Origin of the sequence: Halorubrum sp. Boch-26 (genome assembly GCF_029889805.1) — an archaeon.
Lineage (GTDB): Archaea > Halobacteriota > Halobacteria > Halobacteriales > Haloferacaceae > Halorubrum.
This window is the reverse complement of the sequence record NZ_JARANT010000124.1, coordinates 1-6,134: the sequence shown is the minus strand read 5'-3', so window position 1 is coordinate 6,134 and position 6,134 is coordinate 1. Positions and strand designations below refer to the sequence as shown.

Genomic DNA, 6,134 nt, shown 5'->3' with positions numbered 1-6,134 from the left:
CCATGGGCCCCCCCGCCGCCAACGCCCGCGCCCCCCGCGCCGCCGCCGCGGCCGACGAGGCCCCCGAGCGCGTCGGCGACGCGGTGCGCGACCTTCGGGCGTTCGCGGGCGGCGACGACGACGCTGCCACCGACGCCGACGGCGCTCCCACCGAGGCGACCGTCGGCGTCCCGAACTACTTCGGTCAGCAGCGCTTCGGTAGCCGGCGGCCCGTCACCCACGTCGTCGGGCTCGCGGTCGCCCGGAACGACCCGCGCGAGGCGGTCCGGCTGTACGCGGGCAATCCCGCGGAAACGGAGCCGGACGACACCCGGGCCGCGCGCGACCGCGTCGACGCCGCGTTCGGGGTCGACGCCGACGTCGCCGAGGGGGGCGTCACCGGCGAGGGCACCGCCGCCGACGCGGAGCGCTCCGCCGCCGACGGCACCGGCGACGGCGACTGGGCCGGCTGTCTCGACGCGATCCCCGGCAAGCTCCGCTTCGAGCGGTCGATGGTCCACCGGCTCGCCGACCGCGGCGTCGCCCCCGACGCGCCGCCGGACCACGACGACTGGTGGCACGCGTTGGAGGCGGTGCCGTCGAACCTCCAGCGGCTGTTCGTCAACGCCGCCCAGTCGTTCCTGTTCAACCGGATCGCCAGCGAGCGGCTCCGCCGCGGGATCCCGTTCGACCGTCCCGTCGCCGGCGACGTGGTCTGTTTCGCCGACGGCGACGCACCCGACGAGCTCCACGCGCCCGACACCGACCGGCTCCAGCCGGTCGACGCCGACCGCGTGTCGGTCGTCTCCCGTCACTGCGAGCGCGGGCGGGCGTTCGTCACCGCCCCGCTCGTCGGTACCGAGACCGAACTCGGCGACGGCGAGCCGGGCGAGATCGAGCGCGAGGTCCTCGCCGACGCCGGGATCGAGCCCGGCGACTTCGCGCTCCCGGGCGAGTTCGACTCCGCGGGCACCCGGCGGGCGATCCTCCTGCGCACCGATCTCGACGTGACGTTTGCGGACGGGGACCCCCGGTTCGCCTTCGCGCTCCCGAGCGGCTCGTACGCGACCGTGCTCCTCCGGGAGTTCACGAAGAGCGGTCCGCTCGACTTGTGACGGGGACGCGGCGCGCCCTCGGCCGGACGATCGCCCCTGACTGATCCGCGTTCGTGTATTACTGTGGGTGTTTGAACGCCGAAACCACCACGATACTGCGCCCCGTTCCGAGCCGTTTTTGTGCGGCAGCCGTCAATCGGGGCCATGACCCGGATCGTCGTCATCGACCTCCACGGCCAGTTCACGCACCTCGAACGGCGCGCGCTCCGCGACATCGGCGTCGACACCGAGATCGTCTCGGCCGACGCGCCCGCCGACGAGGTCGACGCCGACGGGATCGTCCTCTCGGGGGGTCCCGACATGGACCGCGTCGGCAACGCGCCCGACTACCTCGATCTGGACGTTCCCGTGTTCGGCATCTGTCTCGGAATGCAGCTGATCGCGACCGAGCTCGGCGGCGAGGTCGGCGGCGGCGACTACGGGGGCTACGCCGACGTCGACGTGGAGATCGTCGACGAGGAGGACCCGCTCGTCGGGTCGCTCGCGCCGGAGGTCCGCGTGTGGGCCTCTCACGCCGACGAAGTCAAGGAGCTCCCGGAGGGGTTCGCCCGCGCCGCCACCTCCGACGTCTGCGGCATCGAGGCGATGTCGAACCCCGAGGCGGACCTGTACGGCGTCCAGTGGCACCCGGAGGTCGCCCACACCGAGCGCGGCGACGAGGTCTTCGAGAACTTCGTCGAAATCTGCGAGTCGGCGTAGGACCGCCCGCCCTGCTCTGCTAACCGGCCGCTCTACTCTCCGAGCCGCGCGGTCAACACCGGTGCCTCGCTGTGTCGCACGACTCGCTCGGCGACCGAGCCGGCCGCGAGGAACCGCCCGACGCCGGTCCGGCCGTGCGTCCCCATCACGATCAGGTCGGCCTCGTAGTCGCCCGCGGCGTCCAGAATCTCCTCGTGGGGGCTGCCGCGCCGCAGGTGCTTCTCGACCGGGACGCCGCGCTCCGCGCCGGCCGCGGCCACGGCGTCGAGCGCGCGCTCGCCGCGCCCCTCCTCGCGCTCGACGACCACGTCCCAGCCGTCGGCGCCGGCGATCGTCTCGTCGACCACGAACAGCGCGTGGATCCGCGCGCCCGCCAGTTCGGCGAGGTAGCACGCGTGCTCGACGGCCGCGTCGCTTCCGGGGCTCCCGTCGGTCGGACAGAGGATCGCGTCGTACATCGCGGTCGAGCCTCAGCCCCGGTTCAGAGTCGATACTGTCGGAGGTGCTCGGTCCCGCAACTCGGGCACTCCCGGCGGTATTCGACGGTCGCGCCCGTGGTGACCGCCTCCCACTCGCCCGCGTCGTCGACGAACCCGCACTCCTCGCAGGCGTGCGGCCGTTCGTCCAGCCGCGCGCGGAGCCGCTCGAACGCCGACCTGCCGCTGTGACTGGATGACATACGGTGACACAACTCAACGGCGCGATTAATAGTTATGGGTGGGGTCCCGGCGGGACCCGCGCCGCTCGCGAACGCCGCTTTCGGCGTCGAGCGGCGCTCGGACGACGCTGGCCGGGTTTGCTGTCGCCCGCGTCGAACTCATCGAGCCAAAAAACGGGAGAAACCGACCGCCTACTCCGCGAACAGCTCGTCGACCGCCTCGCCGGCGGTCTCGGCCGCCTCGCGAGCGACCGCGTCGGGGTCGGGGTCGTCGGGGGCGTTCAGGTAGACGTCGACGTCGAGCACGCCCTCCTCGAACGTCACCGTGACGTCCAGATCGGTCACCGCCGACTGGTCGTAGTGGGCGAAGACGACGCCCTCCGCGGCCTCTGCCGCGGTGCGGACCACGTCCTCGTCCGTCGGCTCGTCGCTCATCGATCGCTTACGCGCCGCCCGCGCCCGGACCGCCCGGGCCCATCGGACCGCCGCCGCCGGCGCCGCCCTGGAGCATCTGCTGGAGCTCGCCCTGCAGGTCGTCGAACTGCTCTTCCACGCGCTCCTCCTGCTTCTGGAGCTGCTCGACGCGGACTTCGAGCGAGTCGACCTTGTTCTCGAGGTCGTCGTAGGCGGACTCGTAGTCCGTCTCGACGAGGACCTCGCCGATCTCGCGGTACATTCCGGCGTCCTCGTCGACGTCCTCGAGGGCGTCGAGCGCCGTCTTCGACTCGTTGAGCGCGGCCTGCGCCTGCTCCTTCTGCTCGGCGACCTGCTGTGCGGTCTCCTGCAGTTCCTGAAGCTCCTCTATCTTCTCCTGTGCCTCGGGCGGCATGTTCCCTTGCATGGACGGAGAGAAGCGACCCGGACGGAAAAACCCCCGACTTCTCCGACGACGACCGGTTCGCCGGATAGAGGCCCGAAACGGCGGGGTATCGGCGGGTAGTCGCTACTCCCGATCCCGTTCCGAGCCGACCCGTTCCGAGCCGACCCGTTCCGAGCCGACCCGTTCCGAGCTGACTCGCTCCGAGCCGACTCGCTCCGAGCCGACTCGCTCCGCGACCTCGACGAGCCGGGACCAGCTGTTGATCCCGGCGCGGAGGGCGACGAGGTCGTCCGCCGCGACCCGGACTCGAACCGCGTCGCCGTCGCGGGAGACGGTCGCGGCCGAGCGGGCGTCGTCGATCTCGCCGACCTCGGGCGCGAGCGCGCCGGCGACGAGCCGTGCGCGCCGCTCGGAGGGGTAGGCGAACGAGAGGACCGTCTCGTGTGCGCGGGACGCCGTCACGGTCTGCGAAACCGACGTTACTCGACGTTGACTTCCTTCACGTCGCCGCCGCGCTCCTTCAAGAGGACGCGGTGGCCGCAGTACGGGCAGCGCACGCCGCCGTACTCGTCGAGGGTGACGTCGCGCTTACAGCGGGAGCACTTGTAGCTCATCGTCCTATTCCTCGTCGGCGAGCGCGGCGCGGATGGAGCGGCGAACGGTGCGGCCGCCGGGCGTCTCGGGGCGGTACGCCCCGCCCGTGAACGTCTCGCCGGTCTCCTCGTTCACCCAGATGCCGGTGCCCTTGCGCGTGACGTCGTCGCCGTCGACGGTGGCGTTCTGCATCTCTTCTTCGATGTCCTGGACCCGCTTGCGGGAGACCCGACCGTAGCGAGCGCCGAATCGGCCCGCACTACCGGTGCTTCGTGCCTTGTCCTCAGCCATAGTGAGTCCGTCTACCGCCAGCGCGGGTAAAAAGGCTACGAGTCGGGGGCGTCACGGGGGACGACGGGACGGCCGAGCCCGGGGTGCGGGATCGCGACGTTTCGACGCTGATGAGGCATTTAAATAGGAAATATCGACGGCGACGACTATTTATAAACAGACGGTGCGGCGGCGCGCCTCCGAGCGCCCGACAGGGCGCGAGGAGCCCGCGAGGAAGTCGGTCGTCCGGAGCGACGCGGAGGACGACCGACAGGGCGAGAGCGGAGCTCTCGCTTGCAACCGGACGGAGTCCGGTGACGAGGCTGGGGAGGCGTGAGGCTGCGGTGCTGTGCGGATGGGTGGGACTCAAAGGGGCAGGGGCTTTGGTGGTGTTCGCCGAGGATTCGGTGTCAGCGATGTATGGTCCCACGGCTGGGGCTTTGTGGGCGTTCACTGTCGGTCTAGCAGTATCCGCTTATAAGCGAGTGGCTGGGGCTCTGTGGGTGTCCCCCGCGTATCGACCGCAACGCCTTTCACAACCAAGTAATATTACTAGGTTGTATGCACGGATTCGACGGCTTCAGCGACGTGAGCGAGACCGACGTGACGAAGGCGATCGGTAACGAGTGGACCGACGGATTCCTCGAGTTCACCGAGTCGGAGGTGATCGTCCTCGGCGGCGGTCCGTCCGGGTTGATGGCCGCCAAGGAGCTGGCCGAGCGCGGCGTGAAGGTGATGATCGTCGAGAAGAACAACTACCTCGGCGGCGGCTTCTGGCTCGGCGGGTTCCTGATGAACACGGTGACGGTCCGGGACCCCGCACAGGAGATCCTCGAGGATCTCGACGTCGACTACGACCCGGTCGAAGAGGTCGACGGCCTCTACACGGCGGCCGGCCCCGAGGCCTGCTCCGGGCTGATCAAGGCCGCCTGCGACGCCGGGGCGCGCGTCCAGAACATGACCGAGTTCACCGACCTCGTCGTCCGCGAGGACCACCGCGTCGGCGGGATCGTAATGAACTGGACGCCGGTCCACGCGCTCCCGCGCGAGATCACCTGCGTCGACCCCATCGCGGTCGAGTCAGACCTCGTGATCGACGCGACCGGCCACGACGCGGTCGCGATCAGCAAGCTCGACGAGCGCGGCGTCCTCTCGGCGCCGGGCATCGAGCACGCGAAGGAGCACAACACCGGGATGGACCAGACGGGCGACGGCGAGTACGGCGCCCCGGGCCACGACTCGCCCGGCCACGACTCGATGTGGGTCGGCGAGAGCGAGGACGCCGTGGTGGAGCACACCGGCGTCGTCCACGACGGGCTGATCGCGTCCGGCATGGCGGTCGCGACGGCCCACGGCCTCCCGCGGATGGGGCCGACGTTCGGCGCGATGCTCGTCTCCGGGAAGCGCGCCGCGCAGGCCGCGCTCGACGAGCTCGGCGTCGACGGTCCCGACGTCCGGCTCTCCGCGGGCGACGCGCCCGCACCGGCCGACGACTGAGACGCGGTCGACACCCCCGCACACGACTGCGACGCTCCCGCCCCCGCGGACGACTGAGGCGCGGTCGACGCCCCCGCCCCGCTGACGGCTCCTCTCGGCCTCTCTCCCGACGTATTTATCACCGCCATTCCCCGAGCGTCGCCCGTGTACTGGCGAGGCCACGTCGGGATCGCCCTGCTCGCGTACGCGCCGGTCGCGGGCGGGATGCGAGCCCTCGGCGAGCCCGGACTGGCGGCCCTCGGCGCGGCGGTCGCCGTCGCGTTCGCGACGCTGCCCGACCTCGACCATCGGCTCCCGGTCGCGCACCGCGGCCCGACGCACACGGTTGCGTTCGCGATCGCAGCGGGCGCACTCGCGGCGCCCGCCGCCGCGCTCGCCCTTCCAGCGGGCGGCGGGACCGTCCTCTTCGCGAGCGGCGCGACCGGGAGCGCGCTCCCGTCGTGGACCCCGGCCTTCGTCGGCGGCGTCGCGGTCCACTCCCGCTGCTCGACCCGCGCCGGCG

General features: G+C 71.4%; 11 protein-coding genes. 4 read left to right on the top strand and 7 right to left on the bottom strand.

Translation table 11 applies throughout. From position 1 onward, the window contains the following. Nucleotides 1–1,094, top strand: a 1,094-nt coding sequence (locus OQF71_RS13485) for a tRNA pseudouridine(13) synthase TruD (RefSeq protein WP_280588291.1), incomplete at its 5' end; no start/stop codon positions are given. 144 nt (nucleotides 1,095–1,238) lie between these two features. Beyond that, nucleotides 1,239–1,793, top strand: a complete 555-nt coding sequence (locus OQF71_RS13480; RefSeq protein ID WP_280588289.1) for a GMP synthase subunit A — start codon at nucleotides 1,239–1,241, stop codon at nucleotides 1,791–1,793. Nucleotides 1,794–1,825: 32 nt separating this feature from the next. On the opposite strand, the gene OQF71_RS13475 is transcribed toward OQF71_RS13480, so the two are convergent. The 7 genes from OQF71_RS13475 to OQF71_RS13445 all read right to left on the bottom strand — a co-directional run bounded on the left by OQF71_RS13475 (nucleotide 1,826) and on the right by OQF71_RS13445 (nucleotide 4,156). Next, entirely contained in the window at nucleotides 1,826–2,251 is a 426-nt protein-coding gene (locus tag OQF71_RS13475) for a universal stress protein (protein ID WP_280588288.1), read from the bottom strand. Between the two features lie 23 nt (nucleotides 2,252–2,274). After that, nucleotides 2,275–2,472, bottom strand: a complete 198-nt coding sequence (locus OQF71_RS13470; protein WP_280588287.1) for an HVO_0649 family zinc finger protein — start codon at nucleotides 2,470–2,472, stop codon at nucleotides 2,275–2,277. Between the two features lie 171 nt (nucleotides 2,473–2,643). Next, nucleotides 2,644–2,886 (bottom strand): DUF3194 domain-containing protein, encoded by a 243-nt coding sequence (locus tag OQF71_RS13465; RefSeq protein WP_280588286.1) that lies wholly within the window; start codon nucleotides 2,884–2,886, stop codon nucleotides 2,644–2,646. Nucleotides 2,887–2,893: 7 nt separating this feature from the next. Then, a complete protein-coding gene (locus tag OQF71_RS13460) occupies nucleotides 2,894–3,280 on the bottom strand; it encodes a prefoldin subunit beta (RefSeq protein ID WP_280588292.1) in 387 nt (128 codons plus the stop codon). Between the two features lie 114 nt (nucleotides 3,281–3,394). Continuing rightward, entirely contained in the window at nucleotides 3,395–3,733 is a 339-nt protein-coding gene (locus OQF71_RS13455; RefSeq protein WP_280588285.1) for a KEOPS complex subunit Pcc1, read from the bottom strand. Between the two features lie 17 nt (nucleotides 3,734–3,750). Next, nucleotides 3,751–3,885, bottom strand: a complete 135-nt coding sequence (locus OQF71_RS13450) for a DNA-directed RNA polymerase subunit P (RefSeq protein ID WP_004049526.1) — start codon at nucleotides 3,883–3,885, stop codon at nucleotides 3,751–3,753. A gap of 4 nt (nucleotides 3,886–3,889) precedes the next feature. Further along, on the bottom strand, nucleotides 3,890–4,156 hold the full coding sequence (locus OQF71_RS13445) for a hypothetical protein (RefSeq protein ID WP_008004716.1): 267 nt from the start codon (nucleotides 4,154–4,156) through the stop codon (nucleotides 3,890–3,892). A gap of 540 nt (nucleotides 4,157–4,696) precedes the next feature. On the opposite strand from OQF71_RS13445, the gene OQF71_RS13440 reads away from it, so the two are divergent. Continuing rightward, nucleotides 4,697–5,632: an FAD-dependent oxidoreductase gene (locus OQF71_RS13440; RefSeq protein ID WP_280588275.1), complete on the top strand. Its 936-nt coding sequence runs from the start codon at nucleotides 4,697–4,699 to the stop codon at nucleotides 5,630–5,632. Between the two features lie 144 nt (nucleotides 5,633–5,776). After that, a partial coding sequence (locus OQF71_RS13435) for a metal-dependent hydrolase (RefSeq protein WP_280588272.1) occupies nucleotides 5,777–6,134 on the top strand: 358 nt, incomplete at its 3' end.

Coding starts and splice junctions, on each gene's coding strand:
- OQF71_RS13480 (WP_280588289.1), top strand. CDS start 1,239: ATGACCCGGATCGTCGTCATCGACCTCCACGGCCAGTTCACGCACCTC.
- OQF71_RS13475 (WP_280588288.1), bottom strand. CDS start 2,251: ATGTACGACGCGATCCTCTGTCCGACCGACGGGAGCCCCGGAAGCGAC.
- OQF71_RS13470 (WP_280588287.1), bottom strand. CDS start 2,472: ATGTCATCCAGTCACAGCGGCAGGTCGGCGTTCGAGCGGCTCCGCGCG.
- OQF71_RS13465 (WP_280588286.1), bottom strand. CDS start 2,886: ATGAGCGACGAGCCGACGGACGAGGACGTGGTCCGCACCGCGGCAGAG.
- OQF71_RS13460 (WP_280588292.1), bottom strand. CDS start 3,280: ATGCCGCCCGAGGCACAGGAGAAGATAGAGGAGCTTCAGGAACTGCAG.
- OQF71_RS13450 (WP_004049526.1), bottom strand. CDS start 3,885: ATGAGCTACAAGTGCTCCCGCTGTAAGCGCGACGTCACCCTCGACGAG.
- OQF71_RS13445 (WP_008004716.1), bottom strand. CDS start 4,156: ATGGCTGAGGACAAGGCACGAAGCACCGGTAGTGCGGGCCGATTCGGC.
- OQF71_RS13440 (WP_280588275.1), top strand. CDS start 4,697: ATGCACGGATTCGACGGCTTCAGCGACGTGAGCGAGACCGACGTGACG.